This is a genomic window from Streptomyces sp. NPDC048002 (assembly GCF_040653275.1).
Lineage (GTDB): Bacteria > Actinomycetota > Actinomycetes > Streptomycetales > Streptomycetaceae > Streptomyces.
In genome coordinates, this window is sequence record NZ_JBEZNL010000026.1 from 72,528 (window position 1) to 89,060 (window position 16,533).

9 protein-coding genes are annotated in these 16,533 nt (G+C 71.7%); 5 read left to right on the plus strand and 4 right to left on the minus strand.

Annotated features, from left to right (window positions below):
• Positions 1-147: 147 nt before the first annotated feature.
• The 5 genes from AB0E07_RS27380 (at position 148) to AB0E07_RS27400 (ending at position 7,355) form a co-directional block, all read left to right on the plus strand.
• On the plus strand, positions 148-1,245 hold the full coding sequence (locus tag AB0E07_RS27380; protein WP_362257572.1) for an ABC transporter substrate-binding protein: 1,098 nt from the start codon (positions 148-150) through the stop codon (positions 1,243-1,245).
• A gap of 72 nt (positions 1,246-1,317) precedes the next feature.
• Positions 1,318-2,877 carry a sugar ABC transporter ATP-binding protein gene (locus AB0E07_RS27385; protein ID WP_362257575.1) on the plus strand — a complete coding sequence of 520 codons (1,560 nt, stop codon included), beginning with the start codon at positions 1,318-1,320 and terminating at the stop codon, positions 2,875-2,877.
• Complete coding sequence (locus AB0E07_RS27390; RefSeq protein ID WP_362257578.1) at positions 2,870-3,832, plus strand: ABC transporter permease; 963 nt, start codon at positions 2,870-2,872, stop codon at positions 3,830-3,832. Before AB0E07_RS27385 ends, AB0E07_RS27390 begins: the two co-directional genes overlap by 8 nt.
• On the plus strand, positions 3,829-4,866 hold the full coding sequence (locus AB0E07_RS27395) for an ABC transporter permease (protein ID WP_362257581.1): 1,038 nt from the start codon (positions 3,829-3,831) through the stop codon (positions 4,864-4,866). The genes AB0E07_RS27390 and AB0E07_RS27395 overlap by 4 nt, the downstream gene beginning before the upstream one ends.
• Before the next feature lie 128 nt (positions 4,867-4,994).
• On the plus strand, positions 4,995-7,355 hold the full coding sequence (locus tag AB0E07_RS27400; RefSeq protein ID WP_362257584.1) for an AbfB domain-containing protein: 2,361 nt from the start codon (positions 4,995-4,997) through the stop codon (positions 7,353-7,355).
• 82 nt (positions 7,356-7,437) lie between these two features.
• On the opposite strand, the gene AB0E07_RS27405 is transcribed toward AB0E07_RS27400, so the two are convergent.
• The 4 genes from AB0E07_RS27405 to AB0E07_RS27420 form a co-directional block, all read right to left on the minus strand.
• Entirely contained in the window at positions 7,438-10,710 is a 3,273-nt protein-coding gene (locus tag AB0E07_RS27405) for a LamG-like jellyroll fold domain-containing protein (RefSeq protein WP_362257587.1), read from the minus strand.
• 199 nt (positions 10,711-10,909) lie between these two features.
• Positions 10,910-13,048 (minus strand): bifunctional serine/threonine-protein kinase/ABC transporter substrate-binding protein, encoded by a 2,139-nt coding sequence (locus AB0E07_RS27410; protein ID WP_362257590.1) that lies wholly within the window; start codon positions 13,046-13,048, stop codon positions 10,910-10,912.
• A 97-nt stretch (positions 13,049-13,145) separates the two neighbouring features.
• Positions 13,146-15,476: a bifunctional serine/threonine-protein kinase/ABC transporter substrate-binding protein gene (locus AB0E07_RS27415; RefSeq protein ID WP_362257593.1), complete on the minus strand. Its 2,331-nt coding sequence runs from the start codon at positions 15,474-15,476 to the stop codon at positions 13,146-13,148.
• Positions 15,473-16,408 carry a hypothetical protein gene (locus AB0E07_RS27420; protein WP_362257596.1) on the minus strand — a complete coding sequence of 312 codons (936 nt, stop codon included), beginning with the start codon at positions 16,406-16,408 and terminating at the stop codon, positions 15,473-15,475. Before AB0E07_RS27420 ends, AB0E07_RS27415 begins: the two co-directional genes overlap by 4 nt.
• Positions 16,409-16,533: the final 125 nt, after the last annotated feature.

Here is a 16,533-nt window from a genome sequence, read left to right on the forward strand (position 1 = left end):
GCGGCGGGCCGAACGACCGTTCCCGCCGGGGGAGAAGCGCCACCCTGCTCGACTTCAACTCGGTTCAACGCACGGCTTCTTGCTCGGACTCCTGCTAGTTCACCACCTCCCCAGTTCCCTTTCAGCGTCGCCCGGATCGGGGTCACCATGCAGCGCAGCACTCACCGTCGTCGTCTCCTCGCCCGTCCTGTGGTCGTCTCCCTGGCCGCCGCGGTGGTCCTGACCGCCACCTCCTGCACGAAGTCGGAGGACGACGCGTCGAGCGACCCGGCGTCCTCCGCTGCCGCGGCGGGCGCCGAACAGAAGGTCGCCTCGCCCGCCCCGGGCGGCCAGACCTGCACCGTCGACGCCTACGGTGCCGAGAAGATCGACCTCAAGAACGCCACCGTCGGCTTCTCCCAGTCGGAGAAGGAGGCCAACCCGTTCCGCATCGCCGAGACGCAGTCCATCAAGGACGAGGCCGGCAAGCGCGGCGTCAAGCTCCTCACGGCCAACGCGCAGTCTCAGTTCTCCAAGCAGATCAGCGATGTCCAGGACCTGCTGGCCAAGGGCGCCGACCTGCTCATCATCGCCCCGCTGAACTCCGACGGCTGGGACCCGGTCCTCCAGGCCGCGGCCGCCAAGAAGGTCCCCATCGTCACCATCGACCGCAAGATCAACGCCACGGCCTGCGAGGACTACGTCTCCTTCATCGCCTCCGACTTCGTCGAGCAGGGCCGCCGGGCCGCCGACCGGATGACCGAGGCGACCGGCGGCAAGGGCGAGGTGGCGATCCTGCTCGGAGCGGCCGGCAACAACGTCACCACCGAGCGCACCAAGGGCTTCAAGGACCGGATCGCCGAGAAGGCCCCGGACCTGAAGGTCGTGTTCGAGCAGACCGGTGACTTCGCCCGCGAGAAGGGCCAGCAGGTCACCGAACAGCTCATCCAGTCCAAGCCCGGGATCAAGGGCATCTACGCCGAGAACGACGAGATGGGCCTCGGTGCCGTCGCCGCGCTGAAGGGCGCGGGCAAGAAGGCGGGCGACGTCAAGATCGTCACGGTGGACGGTACCCGCAACGCCGTCCAGGGCATCGTGGACGGCTGGATCAGCGGCGTCATCGAGTCCAACCCGCGGTTCGGGCCGCTGGCCTTCCAGACCCTGGACACCTTCACCCAGGGTGAGGAAGTCGCGCAGGACATCGTTATCGAGGACGGCGCCTACGACGAGGCCAACGCGAAGAGCGACATCGGCAAGGCGTACTGATCCGCCCGGGGGCCCGGTCCGCCGGGCCCCCTCCGCCCCGCGCAATCCCTTCCTCGCACCCTGGAGGCACAGGTGGCACCCCCCGCCGAAGTCCTCGCCGTCCGCGGACTGAGCAAGTCCTTCCCCGGCGTCCGGGCCCTGGACGACGTGGACCTCACCCTGCACGCCGGTGAGGTCCACGCCCTGATCGGCGAGAACGGCGCCGGCAAGTCGACCCTGATCAAACTCCTGACCGGCGTGTACCGGCCCGACGCCGGCGAGATCCGCTTCCAGGGACGCGAAGTCTCCTTCGCCACCCCGCTGGAGGCGCAGAAGGCCGGGATCTCCACCATCTACCAGGAGGTCAACCTCATCCCGCTGCTCAGCGTCGCCCGCAACCTGTTCCTGGGCCGCGAGCCGCGCAACCGGTTCGGCGTGCTGGACATGGGCCGGATGAACCGGGAGGCCGAGGAGACCCTGCGCGGCTACGGCGTCCGCGTGGACGTCCGCAGACCTCTGCGCAGCCTGGGCGTCGGCGCCCAGCAGATGGTGGCCCTGGCCCGCGCCGTCGCCACCGACGCCCGGATCGTGGTCATGGACGAACCGACCTCCTCGCTCGAACCCCGCGAGGTGGAGACCCTGTTCAGCGTCATCAGGGGCCTGCGCGACGCGGGGATCGCCGTCGTCTACGTCAGCCACCGCCTGGACGAGCTGTACGCGGTGTGCGACACCGTCACCGTGCTGCGGGACGGCCGTCGCGTCCACCACGGCGAACTGGCCCGCCTCGACCGGCTCGCGCTGGTGTCGACCATGCTCGGCCGCGACCTCGGCGAGGTCCGCGCGGAGGGCCTGACCAAGTTCACCGGCGACCACGGCGCCCAGGACGGCGAACCAGTGCTCCAGGCACAGAATTTGACGGTCGCTCAGCACCTGCACGGCGTGTCGGTCAGCATCCGGCCCGGGGAGGTCGTCGGACTCGGCGGCCTGCTCGGCTCCGGCCGCACCGAGACGGCGAAGGCCATCGCCGGTGCCCTGCCGCCCCGTACGGGCAGCGTCGTCGTCGCCGGGGTGCCGCTGCGCGCGGGCTCCACGCCGGCCGCGATCCGGGCCGGCATCAGCCTGCTGCCCGAGGACCGCAAGAGCGAGGGCATCGTGCCGGGCCTGTCGGTGCGCGAGAACATCGCCCTCGCCGTACTGCCCCGGCTGTCCCGCTTCGGCATGGTCTCCGAGTCCAAGGTGGACGCGGTCGTCGACACCTTCGTCCAGCGGCTGCGCATCAAGGCGTCCTCGCCGCACCAGAAGGTAGGCGAACTCTCCGGCGGCAACCAGCAGAAGGTGCTGCTGGCCCGCTGGCTCGCGATGAACCCCAAGGTGCTCCTGCTCGACGAACCCACCCGGGGCATCGACGTGGGCGCCAAGGCCGAGGTGCAAAAACTCGTCGACGAACTGGCCGCCGACGGCCTCGGCGTCCTGCTCATCTCCTCCGACCTGGAGGAACTCATCGAAGGGTCCGACCGCGTGGTCGTGCTGAAGGACGGCGCCGTCGTCGGCGAGTTGAGCGGCGACGACGTCACCGAGGAGAAGCTGATGCGGACCATCGCCGGCGGCGACCCCGCGCGGGACGCCACCGAGGAGGCCGCCACCCATGGCTGAAGCCGCCCTGCGGACCGTCCCGTTGGACAAGGACCGCCTGCTGCACTGGCTCCAGGCGTACGGCGTCTACGCGGGCGTCGCCGTGCTGATGGTCGTCAACGTCCTGATCACCCCGCACTTCCTGACCGCCGAGAACTTCCGCACCCAGGCCGTCCAGGTCGCCCCGGTCATCATCGTCGCCCTCGGCATGGCCCTGGTCATCGGCACCGAGGGCGTCGACCTGTCCGTCGGCGCCGTGATGGCGCTGGCCGCCTCCGTCACCGCCCTCTACCTCGGCTACGGCCTGCTGCCCGCCCTGCTCGCGGTCGCCCTGTTCGCCGCCGCTGTCGGACTGGCCAACGGAGCGCTGGTGGCGCTGATCGGCGTCCAGCCCATCGTCGCCACCCTGGCGCTCATGGTCGGCGGCCGGGGACTGGCCCTGGTGCTGCTCCCGCAGCTGGAGGACCTGCGCAACCCGTCCCTGGCCTCCCTCGGCTCGGGCGACGTCCTGGGCTTCCCCTACCTGATCCTGATCGCCACGGCCCTGGCCCTGCTGGTCGCGTTCGTGGTGCGCCGCACCACCTTCGGACGCCGGCTCCTGGCGATCGGCGACAGCCGCCCCGCCGCCCAGCTCGCCGGACTCCCCGTACGCCGCGTCCTGATCATCGTCTACGTCGTCAGCGCGCTGCTCGCCGCCGTCGCCGGCGTGCTGGCCACCGCACGCCTCCAGGCCAGCGACCCGACCTCACTGGGCAACCTGATGGAACTCTCCGCCATCACCGCGGTGGTGGTCGGCGGCACCCCGCTGACCGGCGGCCGCGTCAACATCGCCGGAACCGTGGCCGGAGCCGTACTGATCCAGCTCCTGACCGCCACGCTCATCAAGCACGACCTGCCGCCGTCGTGGACACAGATCGCGCAGGCCGTGGTGATCGTCGCCGCGGTCTACGCGGCCCGGGGACGAGGGAAGCGATGACCGCCACCAAGACGGACACACCCATGACCATCCCGAACGCCGCACAGCGGGCGCAGGACACCGGGCCGAAGGGTTCCGCCCGCTCCGAGCGGCTGACCGCGCTGGTCCAGCAGCACGGCGCGCTGGCCGTCCTGGTCCTGGTCTCGCTGGTGGCGTCGTTCTCCTTCGACTCCTTCGCCACGACCGACAACTTCACCAACATGGCGACCAGTTCGGCCTTCCTGGCGATTGTCGCCCTCGGTATGACCTTCGTCATCATCACCGGCGGCATCGACCTCTCCGTCGGCTCGCTCTTCGCCCTCGGCGGAGTCCTCGCCGCCTGGGGATCACGGCACGGCACCCTGGTCGCCCTCCTGCTGCCGCTCGCCGTGTGCGGGCTCATCGGCGTCGTCAACGGGCTGCTCGTCGCCCGCTCCCGGCTCGCCCCCTTCATCGTCACCCTCGCCGCGATGCTGGGGGCGCGCGGCCTGATGCTGGCGCTGACCGACGAGGGCGCCGACACCTACCTCATCGGCAAGGGCTCCTTCCTCGCCGAACTGGGCCAGGGCACCACCCTCGGCCTCGGCAACCCGGTGTGGATCACGCTGGCCCTGTTCGCGGCGGGCGCCCTCGTCCTGCGCCGGACCCGCTTCGGACAGCACGTGTACGCCGTCGGCGGCAACGAGGACGCGGCGGCCCTGATGGGCGCCCCCGTGGCCCGGACCAAGATCCTCGTCTACGCCCTGTCCGCACTGCTCGCCGGACTGGCCGGAGCGCTCAACGCGGCCTGGCTGGCGTCCGGCGTGACCATCCTCGGCAACGGCATGGAGCTGGAGGCCATCTCCGCCGTCGTCATCGGCGGCACCCTGCTCACCGGCGGACTCGGCTTCGTCAGCGGCTCACTCGTCGGGGTGCTGCTCCTGAAGGTCATCCAGAACGTCATCAACCAGATCGGCTCCCTCGACTCCTCCTACCAACAGGTCGTCAGCGGAGCCTTCCTGGCCGTCGTCGTCATCGCCCAGACCTGGCTGGGCCGCAGACGGCAACTGATGTGACAGACCCCGGACACGGCGGCAGGGCCCCACGGCCCCGCCGCCGCTGCCGGTTCCAGGCGGTCGGACGCTCGCGCGACGGCCGCCTTTCGCACGCGCACGTCTCCCACTCCACAACCCAAGGAGTCACGATGCGTCGAGTACCCGCACGCGGTGGGCCGTTGGACTGGCTCAGACGGCCGGCCCGTCGCGCGGCCACCGCACTGGCCGCGCTCGCCCTGTTCGCCGGGACGGCACTGACGGCCACCGGCACCGCGGCCGCCGCCCCGCAGGCGTGGACGCCCAAGCCCTCGCCGATGACCACCCCCTGGACCGGCCAGGTCCCCGTCGACACCCCGCTGCCGGAGTACCCCCGCCCGCAGCTGACCCGCCCCGACTGGGCCAACCTCAACGGCATCTGGGACTTCGCGATCACCTCCGCCGACGCTGGCCAGCCCGCCTCCTTCACCGAGCAGATCCGGGTGCCGTTCGTCGCGGAGTCCGCGCTCTCCGGCATCCAGCGCCGGATCACCCAGAACGACAAGCTCTGGTATAAGCGCACGTTCACCGTCCCCGCGGGCTGGAACGGACGCCGCGTCCAGCTGAACTTCGGCGCCAGTGACTGGCGTACCACGGTGTGGGTCAACGGGCGGCAGGCCGGAGCCGCGCACAGCGGCGGCTTCGACGCCTTCTCCCACGACATCACCGACCTGCTGAACGGCGGCACCAACACCCTGGTCGTCTCGGTCTGGGACCCGACCGAGACCGGCGGCCAGGCCGTCGGCAAGCAGCGCATCCGCGATGTCGCCCCGCACCCCGGCGGCGGCATCTTCTACACCGCAGCCTCGGGCATCTGGCAGACGGTGTGGCTGGAGCCGACGGCGGCCGCCCGCGTCGCCCGGCTCGACATGGTCCCGGATCCGGTCAACGGCCGGCTGAAGGTCACCGTCCGCGGCACCGGGACCAGCGGTCACCAGGCCCGCGTCACGGTCTCCTCGGGCGGTACCACGGTCGGCACGGCCACGGGAGCGGTCGGCGCCGAGTTCACGGTGCCCGTGCCGAGTCCGCGCCTGTGGACCCCCGACGACCCGTTCCTCTACGACATCAAGGTCGACCTGCTCTCCGGTACCACCGTCGTCGACTCCGTCGGCAGCTACACCGGCATGCGCACCATCGGCCTCGCCAGCGTCGGAGGCCACCAACGACCGGTCCTCAACGGCAAGTTCGTCTTCCAGACCGGCACCCTAGACCAGGGCTACTGGCCCGACGGCATCTACACCGCGCCCACCGACGCGGCGCTCCGGTACGACCTCCAGAAGCACAAGGACCTGGGCTTCAACATGGTCCGCAAGCACATCAAGGTGGAGCCGCAACGCTGGTTCTACTGGGCCGACCGGCTCGGTCTGCTGGTCTGGCAGGACATGCCGTCGATGGACCTGCGCACCCCGGACAGCGGCGCCCGCGTCCAGTGGGAGGCCGAGTACGACCGCGTCATCGACCAGCACCGCAGCTCGCCCTCCCTGGTGGTGTGGGTCAACCAGAACGAGGGCTGGGGACAGTACGACCAGGCCCGCATCGCCGACAAGGTCAAGGCGTACGACCCGTCCCGGCTGGTCGACAACATGAGCGGCGTCAACTGCTGCGGCTCCGTCGACGGCGGCAACGGCGACCTCGTCGACGACCATGTCTACGTGGGCCCGGGCACCACCGTGCCCAGTGCGACCCGAGCCGCCGTGCTGGGCGAGTTCGGCGGGCTGGGGCTGAAGGTCCCGGGCCACGAGTGGTACCCCGGCGGCGGCTTCAGCTACGAGGACCAGGCGAGCACCGCCCACCTCAACAACCGGTTCGTCGGCCTGCTGGACGCCATCCGGCAGGTACGGATGCCACGGGGGCTGTCCGCGTCCGTCTACACCGAGATCACCGACGTGGAGAACGAGGCCAACGGACTGCTCACCTACGACCGTCAGGTGGTCAAGGTCGACGAGGCCAGGGTACGGGCCGCCAACCGGGCCCTGATCGACGCGTCCCGGGGCACCACCACCCCGATCACCCTGCCCACCGGCCTCAAGTCCCTGCGCGTCACCACACCCGGCTACACCGACCGCTACGTCCGCCACCGGGACGGCGCCGTCTTCACCGAGGTCGTCGGCGCCGGCGGTGACGCCCTGCTGAAGAACGACGCCACCTGGCGAATAGTCCCCGGCCTGGCCAACAACACCTGCTACAGCTTCGAGTCCCGCAACTACCCCGGCCAGTACCTCCGCCACCGCGAGTACCGCGTCTACAAGGAGGCCGGCACGGGCGACCTGTTCCGCGCCGACGCCACCTTCTGTCCGGTGCCGGGCGCCAACGGGGGAGTGAGACTGTCCGCCTACAACTTCCCCGAGCAGTATCTGCGCCACTACAACGCCGAGTTGTGGCTGGCGACCCCGGGCGGTTCGCACACCTACGACAGCCCCGCCCTGTTCGCCGAGGACACGACCTGGTCGGTGGAGGCGCCCTGGGCTCCGTAGAGCGCGGGCGGCCCCCATGACAGCGGTCCCTGTGCCGGGAGCGAACTCCCGGCACAGGGACCGTACTCGTGTCCGCCGCCGGTCAGGGCTTCTCGGCGGTGTGGAGCGCGGCCACCTCCTCGTCGGTGAGGGCCTTGTCGACGGCGTGGACCTCGTCCACCGCGCCGTTCCAGAAGTCGACGTTCGCACCGTCCCAGTGGGCCCGGCCCACGGTCAGCGGGCCGGTGCTCGCGAGGGCGGCTCCGCCGGTGGCGGTCGCCGCGAGCCGACCGTCGACGTACAGCCGGATCGTGTTGTCGGTGGCGTCCCGGACCCCGGTGAGGTGGTACCAGCGGCCCGTCTCCGCCGTGACGGCGACCTGGGCGCGGCGCTCGCCGGGGGTGCTGAAGGCGAAGGTGCCGTGTCCGTACTGGAGATAGAAGGAGTTGGCCGTGGCGCGGGAGTCCTGGCTGACCGCGGTGGCGTAGTTCCCGGGCAGTTGGTCCAGGCGGACCCAGGCGGCCACCGAGTAGCTGCCCGAGGTGTCCAGGACGGGTCCGGCGGTCTCGGCGTACTGCTTCTGACCGTCGAACTTCAGCGCGGTGCCGCTGACGCCGGGAATCCAGGTGGCGCCCTCGCGCACGGTGAGCGGCCGGTCCCCGGGTCCCTGGTCCCGGGCGGTGGTGCCGCTGCCCTCGTCCAGCTTCCAGCGGCCGCCACCGGTCAGGGGCTGCGATCCGGCGGCGGCGCCCGCCGCGATCACCTTGAGGTTGATCTCACGGACCCTGGCCGGGTCCACCTTGATCTCCCGACGGTCGTACGTGTACAGGCCGTTGAGCTCGTTCTCCAGATCGGTGATCTGGGTGTACACCGAGCCGGACAGCTCGGCGCCGGCCTGGGCGAGGTAGTACCGCTCGGTGTTCTCGACGTACTTGCGGGTCAGTTCCTCCTTGGTGGTGACACCGCTGTAGATCACGGTCGGCGCGCCGGGCCACATGTGCCCCGGGGCGCGGAGGGTGAACCCGCCGTGCTCACCGTCCATGGCGGCCCGCTTCTCGTCCGGGAAGGCGGGGTCGGTGTTGTTGTAGTCGTGGTGGTCGATGATGTCGCCCTTGCCGGAATCGCCTTTGGAGTTGCAGCAGTTGACCCCGCTGTGGGCGTTGACGACCCGGGAGGGGTCGGCCGCCCGCACGGCCTCGGTGATCCGGCCGGTCTCCTCGCGGTTCCACTCGCCCCAGCCCTCGTTGAAGACGATCCAGCCGATGACGGAGGGCGAGTTGTGGTGCTGCCGCATCATCTCCCGGCCCTGGTCGACGAAGGCCTTCTGGCCGGTCTCGTCGGTGAGGTTGCCGGAGACGAAGTCCTGCCAGACCAGCAGGCCCAGTTTGTCGGCGTGGTAGAACCAGCGGGCCGGCTCCACCTTGATGTGTTTGCGGACCGCGTTGAAGCCGAGCTTCTTGTGCGCCTTGAGGTCAAAGGCGAGGGCGTCGTCGGTCGGCGCGGTGTAGAGGCCGTCCGGCCAGAAGCCCTGGTCCAGGGTGGCCAGTGAGTAGATCGGTTCGCCGTTGAGGACGAGCTTGTTGAAGCCGCCGACCTTCTCGATGCCGACCTCGCGCATGCCGAAGTAGCTGTCGACGCGGTCGGTGGACCGGCCGTCGGTGAGGGTGACGTCGAGGTCGTAGAGGTAGGGGTCGTCCGGGCTCCACAGGTGCTGCCGGGCCACGGGCAGGGTCAGTGTCCCGTCGGCCGGACCGCTCACCCGGCCGACGACCTTGCCGCGGGCGTCGCGGGCCACGGCCTCGACGCGGGCCGCGGGTGAGGCCTCGGACGAGTCGACGGTCACCGCGAGGGTGCCGGTGTCGATGTCCGGGGTGGTGACTACGTTGTCAATGGACGCGGCGGCGACCGGTTCCATCCACACGGTCTGCCAGATGCCGGAGGTCTGGGTGTAGAAGATGCCGCCCGGGTTCGTCGACTGCTTGCCCATGGGCTGGTTGGCGCCGCCGGTGTCGGTGACCGCGACGACGATCTCCTGCGGGCCGCTGCCCTTGAGCGCGTCCGTGATGTCGGCGCTGAAGGCGTTGTAGCCGCCGATGTGTTCGGCGACCTTCGTGCCGTTGACGTACACCCGGGCCCGGTAGTCCACGGCGCCGAAGTTGAGCTTGAGGCGGTTGGCGCGGTCGCCGGTGCCCACCTTCCAGCCCTTGGGCACCTCGACGAGCCTGCGGTAGAACATGTGGTCCTCGTGCCGCTCCAGACCCGACAGCTGGGACTCGACCGGGTAGGGGACGGTGATCCTCTCGTCGAGGTCCTTGCCGAACACCGGTTCCTCGCCCGCCTCGGCGGCGCCGAACTGCCAGGGTCCGTTGAGGTTCTTCCACTGGGAGCGCACCTGCTGCGGCCGCGGGTACTCCGGCAGCGGGTGCTTCTTGTCGACCTTGTCGCCCCAGGGGGTGGTGAGACGGTGGGCCGAGGCGTTCTCCGCGTAGCGGATGAGCTTCGGCACGGGCTCGCCGCCGACGGTCAGTCCGCCTTCGCCGTCGTAGGAGACCCTGACCAGCTGGTTCTTCTGGATCGGCTCGGCGAGCGTGACGAGCGCCGAACGGGCGTCGCCGGGGTACTGCCGGACCGACGCGATGGGCATCGCGGTGGTGTCCGCCTCCGCCTTGAGGTGGTCCTTGACCGCCCGGAGACCGCCGACCCCGCCGTCGAAGCGCAGGCGCAGCCGCTTGCCGTCCGCGGCCACGGACGGCTCGACCGGGTACACCTCGAAGTCGGACGGCGGGGTGAACGCCGACATCGGTACGAGCTGCTTGGGCAGGTCCGGCGTCGACCAGCGCAGGTACATGTTGGCGCCGCCGGTGTCCTGGAACATCTCCAGGCGGAAGTCGTGCTCCTCACCCGCGGTCAGCCGTACCGGGGTGCTCGTCTGCTCGCGGTCCCAGTCGCCCACCCAGTGGTCGATGACGGGTTCGCCGTCGATGTAGAGGCGGAAGCCGTTGTCGCCGATGGCGTGGAAGGTGTAGTCACCGGTGGCCGGCGCCGTGATGCGTCCGGTCCACCGTGCCGTGGTGTGTTCCGTTCGTCCCGTCAACTCCTCGAAGGTGCTGGTGAGTCCGGAGAAGTTGATCTGAGGGTCGAGGAGGGTGCCGCCGAGTTCGGCGAAGTCGCGGGCGCCGGGCGCCGACATGCCGAAGTACTCGCCCTTCAGTCCGTGCGTCTGCACGGCGGTCTGGGCGGCCGAGGGTGCTGAGGCGGCGGCCGGCAGCTCAGCGGCGGTGGCGGTGGGCATCAGTCCCATCGGGGGGAGGGTGAGAGCGGCCGCGGTGAGCAGCGCCCACCATCCGGCTCCGGGGCGGGTGCGGTGTCGTGTCATCGAACCTTTCCTCGTGCCGAGACCAGCGCCGGACGGGGACGGCCGGCGCGGTCTTTTCAACGTTGGAAATCCTGTGACAGCGGTATGACAGCACGGGCCCCGGGGGCTGTCCAGACCTCGCGCACCACTCCGTTGAGCGAACGTCACATGACGGTCCGTCAGTCCTTCTGAATGTGCGCCGATTTACTCGGGCGGTTCGTCAGACCGTCTCGGCGCTGATGTCGTCCGAGCGGGCCACGAAGCGGGCGGCACCGTCCCGCACCCGGTAGAGGAACGCGCCCGCGTCCTGGACCGTCTCGAAGAACCAGGAGTCGGCGTCGTAGCTCATCCTGCGGGTGATGCCCTGCCAGGGGCCGCGCAGCAGTACCGAACGGAGCGAGGAGCGCGGGTCGTCGCCCGCCCCGGCCAGACCGTGGGCGACGAAGCGGACGGCGTCGTAGGCCTCGGCGGCCCAGGGCGCCGGTGCCGTGCCGTACCGGTCGCGGTGGGCCGCCGTGAACGCCTTGACCCGGGGGTCGGCGACGGCGTCGGTGTACCCCGTGCCGATCCACCAGCCCTCCGCCTCCGCGAGGAAGCGCGCCCCGAGGACGTGCTCGTCGGCCACACAGGGGCCGCGGTAGCCCGCCTCCCGCAGGGCACGGGCGCACGAAGCGGCCCGGTCGGGATTGACCCCGGCGAACACCACCGCGTCGTCGTCCCGGTCCGCGATCCGCCGGGCCACCGTGTCGAAGTCCTCGTCCGCGGCGACCTCTTCCACGGTCGCGGCGCCGTCGAGCTTCTTGTGCACGACGATGATCCGGACGGTGCGGATGCTCTCCTCGGCGTCCTCGCGATCGTGGATCACGGTGGTGCGCCGAGGCTTCACCACCCGGTTCAGGTAGCGCAGGATCGCCGGCGGGCCCGCGGTCCTGGTCGACCGCATCAGCAGCGTCGTGGTCACATTGACGCTGTCCAGCTCGTTGGTGTCGGCCCGGGTGACCAGCTGGCCCAACTGCCCCCGCGTACACGCCTCCATCGCCGCGGGCGCGGTCGTGTTGGTACCGGCCCCGATCACGGCCAGCACCTTCTGATCGGCGGCGAGCCGGGCCGCCGAGGCCGCCGCCCCCTCGGCCGTACCCGCGTCGTCGGCCGTGCGCAGTACCAGGTCGAACGTACGGCGCTCGTCGGCGTTGTGCTCGCTCACCGCCAGCCGGGCCCCCCGCTCATGGGCCGTGAACACCTCGTCGGACCGGTCGCCGAGCAGGGCGACCACCCGGCGGGGCAGCGTGCCGCCGCCTGTCGCGCCCGTCGCCCCGGCGCGCCCCCAGCGCCACCAGCCGCCCACGCTCGCCGCACCGACGCCCAGGACGGCGCCGCCCGCCGCCAGCACCCTGCGCCGGGACGTCGCAGCGCGCTCCGCGGGACCCGCCACCGTGCCCAGGTCGCCGGCGAACGGCGGCCCGTCGGTCACGGTCAACTGCGGCACCGGCAGGTCCAGCACCCGCGCCGCCCGCACCGCCACCAGAGCGGGCACGCCCTCCGGCAGCCAGACCCGCTCCTCGAACCGGCCGAACAGAGAACGGAGTTCGCCGATCGTCGGGCGGTCGTCGGGATCCTTCGCCAGGCAGCGCCCCACGATCCCGGTGAGTTCGTCGGGGACGCCCGTCAGATCCGGCTCCTCGTGCACCGTCCGGTACAGGACACCGGCCGCCCCGCCCGTGCCGAACACCGGCCGCCCCGTGGCCGCGTGAGCCAGGACGCAGCCCAGTGAGAAGACGTCGCTGGGCGGCCCCACCGTGCGGCCGCGGGCCTGCTCGGGCGAGAGATAGCCGGGCGACCCGACGACCGACCCGTCCGTGGTGAGCGCCGTCACCCCGACCGCGCGGGCGATACCGAAGTCGATCAGCCGCGGGCCGTCGGAGGCCAGCAGGATGTTCGCCGGCTTCACGTCCCGGTGGACGAGCCCGCACGCGTGCACGCCCTCCAGCGACTCGGCCAGCGCCGCGCCCAGACAGCGCAGCTGCGCCGCCCGCCACGGACCGTGCACCGCCACCGCCTCCGCGAGCGAGGGGCCCGGCACGTACGCGGTGACCAGCCACGGGGAGCGGGCCTCGGCGTCGGCCGCCAGGACCGGCACCGTCCAGCGGGCGCGCAGCCGTGCCGCCAGCTCCGTCTCGCGGAGGAAGCGGGCCCGGAACCCGGGGTCGTCGGCGTGCTCGGAGCGGATCGACTTCAGCGCGCACCACGTGCCGTGCGGGGAGCGCGCCAGGTAGACCACGCCCATCCCGCCCGCGCCGAGCCGTGCCGCCAGCCGGTACTCGCTGATCATGGACGGGTCGGACGGCAGCAGCCGATCCATGCCGGGGACACCTCCTTCGGTCTGTCGGCCGGGCCTGGCGTCGCGGGGTGCCGCGGCGCCGGTTCGGCACCGGCGCGGGACGGTTCCGCCTCGGCCCTCAGCTCTCGGTGCCGTTCGCGGCCTGAAGCTCGGCGAGCGAGCCGAGTTGGCGGAACCGTCCGCCCCGCACCTCGTGCACATAGGTGCTGGTCATCCACTCGTCCCCGTCACTGGTGAACTCGTGGTAGTTGCCGAAGGAGTAAGTCCGGTCCATTCCCTGGTACTTGACCTTCGCCATCCGCTCGCCGAGTTCGGCCCGCGCGGGCCGGGAGCCGGACTTGGCGGGCACGGTGCGCGCGAACTCACCGAGCAGCAGACGCACCGAGTCGTACGCCTCCGCGGCGTGCGGTTCCGGCGCCGCCTTGTACCGGGCTCGCCAGGCGGCGGTGAAGTCCCGCGCCGCCTTGGTCCGCACCTGGGAGGGATCGGCCGCGGAGTCGACCGCGTACCAGCCCTCGCCCGCGGCACCCGTCAGACTCGGGAACTCCGAGCCGTACAGCAGGTGCTGCATCCATCGCGGCCCCTCGAACCCGGCCGAGGCCAGTTGCTTCGCCGCGGTGACGGTGTTCTCCAGCGGGCCGAGGTAGGCGAAGGCCGTCACGCCGGAGGCGAGCAGCTCCCGGATCGCCCCGGGGCCGTCGTCGGTGCCCTCGGCCACGACCCGGGGCACCACCTCGCCGCCCAGCGTGTCCCGCCACTGCCGTACGAGCAGCGACGCCTGGTCCTGGATGGTCGTGCCGCCGGCCCGGTCGAGCACCACGCCGAGGCGCCCGAGCTGCCCGCTGATCAGGGCGTGCAGGGCGATCCAGCCGCCGAGGGCGATGTGCGCCATGCCGGTCTGGAACGACGAGTTGGGCGAGGTGACGAAGTAGTCCTGCTGGCCGGTGCTGCTCGACACATGGGTCAGTCCGGCCTGCCCGTAGACCTGTGCCGCCGCCCGCATGGGCAGTTCGGCGACCGGTCCGAGCACGGCCACCACGTCACGGTCCGCCGTGAACCGGCGCGCCACGTCCTGTGCGCCGGCCGCGTCCCCGCGGTCGCTCAGCACCCGCACCTTCAGGTCGTAGGCGCGCTTCCGCTCGGCGTTGTGCTGGGCCACGGCGAGTTGTGCCGCGCGTTCGCTGACCCGGCTGACCGCCTCGGTCGAGTCGGAGACGTGCACGCCGAGGACGTACACCGGGCGGCCGGCGGTCTTCGGCGGGTCGTCCTCGTCGCCGTCGGCGAGCAGCGCGGCCACGCCTCCGCCGCCCGCGGCGAGCAGCAACGCCCCGCCGGCCAGCAGTAGTCGGCGCCGGCTCGGCCGACTGGCCGAGGCGTCCTCGGGTCCGCCGCGGGCCGTGGCGCCGGTGCCGGGGGTGTCGACCTCGGTGGGTTCGATGTCGGGCAGTGCGAGCCCCTCGGCGGAGCGCGCGGCGATCATGCGGGCGACCGCGTCGGGGAGGTGAACGGAGCTGTCCCAGTCCGCGAGTTGATGCTCGCGGCGCGAATCCGAGCCGTCCTCAGGGGGCGCAGTGGCCGCCGATGGCCCACTGCCGGAGACGGCGTCGCTCGGCACCGCGTCCTCGGACTCGGTGTGCCTCGACATGGCCTCGTCACCCAGCAGTTGGCGAAGTTCCGCCGCCGTGGGCCGGTCCGCGGGCTCCTTCGACAGGCAGCGGGCGACCAGTTCCCGGGAGCCGTCCGCGATGCCGTCGAGTTCGGGCTCGTCATGGACGGTCCGGTACAGCAGGGCCTCCGGGGCGCCGGTACCGAACGGCGGGCGGCCGGTGAGCGCGTAGGCGAGGACACCGCCCAGGGAGAACACGTCGCTCGCCGCGGTCGCGGCCTGGCCGCGTGCCTGTTCGGGGGAGAGGAAACCCGGGCTGCCGACGACCATGCCGGACGCGGTCAGCGCGGTGTCGTCCTCGGAACGAGCCACACCGAAGTCGATCAGCCTGGGCCCGTCCAGCGCCAGCAGCACATTGCCCGGCTTGACGTCCCGGTGGACCAGTCCGGCCGCGTGCAGGTCCGTGACCGCGTCGGCCAGCAGGCGGCCGAGGGCGTGCGCCGTCACCGGGGGCAGCGGGCCGTGTTCGGCGACGGCCTCGACCAGTGAGGGGCCTGGCACGAACGCGGTCGCCAGCCACGGCTCCTGCGCCTCCGCGTCCGCACCGAGCACCGGCACCACCCAGCGGTTGGTCACCCGCCGGGCCAGGTCGGCCTCGCGTGCGAAGCGGGCGCGGAAGTCGGGGTCACCGGCGCTCTCACCGCGGATGACCTTCACGGCGGCGAGCGTGCCGGCGTCGTCGCGGCCCAGGTAGACCACACCCATGCCGCCCGCCCCGAGCCGCCGCAGCAGTCGGAACCCGGCGATACGGGACGGGTCGGCGGGCCTCAGCGGTTCACTCATCGCGAAGCCTCCGCGTCCTCGTCGCTGTCGCTGCCGGTGTCGTCCTTACTGCCGGACGTGCCGCCGGACGTGCCGCCGGAGGTGCCGCCGGACGTGCCGCCGTCCTTGGCGGACGAGCCGCCGATGCTGTCGATCTCGGCGGCCGTGTAGGCCACTCCCTGGGCCACGTCGGACGCGACGGCGCTCGCCTCCTCCTCGCTGTGGCCCACGCCGATCCGGTCCGTCGCGGCCACCGTGATCGGGCCGAGGCGGTACTTGAACCAGTCGAAGGGCAGGGCGCCCTTCGTCCCGTCCACCAGGTACTCCCCGCTCTCCACCAGGTCGTCGTCGGTGACCCCGTTGCGGCCCTCGGCGAAGGGGTCGGCCCGCGAGTACAGGCCGCGCACCCGTTCCGTGGCGTTGAGCCGCTGGTCAGGGCAGCGCATCGCCTCCTCCAGGGAGACCGCCATGTCCCGGCGGGCGGCCTTGGTGTTCTCGTGGACGGTCACGGTGAGGGACACCTGCACCGGCCCCTTCTTCCCGGTCCCCGGTAACACGAGCCGCCTGGTGAGGCTGGCCAGCACCGAGTCGGGCAGTGGCTCCCGCTGCCAGACGCAGTTCTCGTCCAGCACGGCCCACTCCGACGGGTCGCTCTCGTACGGCTGCGCCTTGCGGAATCCGGAACCGAAGTTGTCCGGCCGCACGTTCAGCCCCCGGACGAAGGCGACCGCCTCGGACCGGGTGCGTGGCGCCAGATCCTCCGCCATCGTGTACGGCTCGTCCTCGGTGACGGCGGCGGCCGAGGGCGAGGGACTGGCACCGCCCGCCGGACCCGAAGCGCCGCTCGACTTCCCCTTCCCCGGCTCGGCGGAGTCCCCGTCCGCCCCGCCCGTACACCCGGCCAGCAGCAGTGTCCCCGCCACTGCCGCCACGACCGGTCTCCACTCGGCCATCGCTGCCCCCCCACCCGTAAGGATGTGCTCCCGCCGCCCGGCGGTCACGTATGGCAAGCAGTCTGGCGCACCGGACCACTCCCGAACACCAACTCGACTCGTCTGCAACGGACTTGGCACAAGGA